This is a genomic window from Bacillus sp. AFS001701, assembly GCF_002559405.1.
Lineage (GTDB): Bacteria > Bacillota > Bacilli > Bacillales > Bacillaceae_G > Gottfriedia.
Genome location: NZ_NTZO01000417.1, coordinates 1 through 777, shown reverse-complemented (window position 1 = coordinate 777; position 777 = coordinate 1). Strand labels below are relative to the sequence as shown.

The 777-nt window shown below is 31.1% G+C and carries 1 protein-coding gene; it reads right to left on the bottom strand.

The genetic code is table 11. From position 1 onward, the window contains the following. Nucleotides 1-777: S8 family peptidase (locus tag CN514_RS20380; RefSeq protein ID WP_098234154.1), on the bottom strand; the 777-nt coding region annotated here is incomplete at both ends.

The following is a 777-nucleotide window of genomic DNA, read 5'->3' as shown; positions in this document are numbered from 1 at the left end:
CTTTTACGAAATGTAGGTATTCCATGACCCATAAATTTATTAAAACCGTTTTCATTATTAGTCATTTCAATTAATTTAGCATATACCATCGAAGGGGTAATATAATGGAATTCCTCTAATAATCTACTTACTATTCCAGTCATAGCTGCAGCCGCATACGAAGTACCCTGTTTAAAGTTTTTTTCTGATTCATAAAAGACCCCAGGTAACACAAAATCTAAGTCATCGCCATAATTTGAATAAACCCATTTTTTCCCATTCGAGTCCACTGCTCCAACACCTATTACAAACTGAGAGGAAGCTGGATATTCAAGAATACTTTTGCCTTGATTTCCAGATGCTGCAATCATTAAAATTCCTTTTTTATTTGCTAGTTGTATTAGCGAATCTATTTCTTTATTACTTCTCTCGAAACCCAAACTCATATTAATTATGTCCACTTTTTTTTCTATAGCCCATTTAATTCCCATTGAGAGTTCATCAATATCAACCATTCCACTAGCAGAAGCAACTGACGCACAATAGAGGGAAATATTTGGTGAAATTGAAAGAATTGTCGATATGACTTCATCTGCATGAAATGTCTTTTCAACTTGAATATTTTTATTATTATAATGAGACGAACATTTATTTTTACTTTGGATAGTATCTAATACAGCAACTTTCACTCCTAATCCATCAAATTTGTTATTGCTAGTTGATAGATAATTATTAAACCAATACTTATCTGATATGTAATTATAAGAATCTTGATTAACATTATTTTTGGTATAGGTT